1 protein-coding gene is annotated in these 858 nt (G+C 37.1%); it reads left to right on the top strand.

Annotated elements, in window-relative coordinates:
• Window positions 1–483: 483 nt before the first annotated feature.
• Window positions 484–771, top strand: a complete 288-nt coding sequence (locus CIK93_RS06960; RefSeq protein WP_144269535.1) for a hypothetical protein — start codon at window positions 484–486, stop codon at window positions 769–771.
• Window positions 772–858 lie beyond the last annotated feature (87 nt).

Raw genomic sequence — 858 nt, 5'->3', positions numbered from 1 at the left:
GCAGTATGACACAGAATCGGAAATGAATGCCTACTGTGATTTGCTTACTGTCGCTGTCCAGCAAGTTCTTAACGATGAGATAGACAACATACAATAGTACCGATTGCACTTGCCAGTTGAATACGCGATAGCGGAAAGGCGGCTAAAAACGTTAAATTGTTGTAAATACAAATAAAATCTGAGCATTTTGACATTTGTTTGAGAGAAAATTTATATCTTTGCAGCGCAACGTGGTATATTCGCTCGCAACTGGGTGATGAGCCACATTATATGAAGAAGATGGAATATACAACAAAGACTGGATGCAACCCCCTGAGCCTTAGAGTTTTAGGGGGGGGGTATCGGCTTTGCCGTAACGTCTTCATTCACATATAGATACAGAGCCTTCCGCAGGTGTCAGAGGATGGCACAGGCGGAAGGCTCATTGCGTGTGTACATAATATTAATCAACAAAATAACAATAAACAACAAAAGAAACAAACAATGAAACAGAATTTTACACATTATTTTAAATCCATAATCCTGGCAATCGCATTCCTATTGTCAGGGGCAATACCAGCAAATAGTCAAAGAATACAATATGTTGATAAAAATAATCATCAAGCTTATTCAGAAAACAGTAAGGCTGACGTAAGTGAACTGGAACAACCATTCTATTGTCGAATTGACGATAATATGTTTAGTTTTTTAGAAGTTCCTAATAATACCACGGAAGATTATGTATATACCATATCACTAGTGTCCACTAAAAACGATAAACAATCGTTGTAAGTGGTTGATATGCGACAAAATACGAGCAAAAAATGACTCTATGGGTTAGAAATGACTATCTTTGCAGAAAATTACAATCTGTAAGTT

The organism is Prevotella sp. P3-92, from assembly GCF_002251205.1.
Classification (GTDB): domain Bacteria; phylum Bacteroidota; class Bacteroidia; order Bacteroidales; family Bacteroidaceae; genus Prevotella.
Note: the sequence above shows the minus strand (reverse complement) of the source record. Positions and strands in the feature narration are given on the sequence as shown.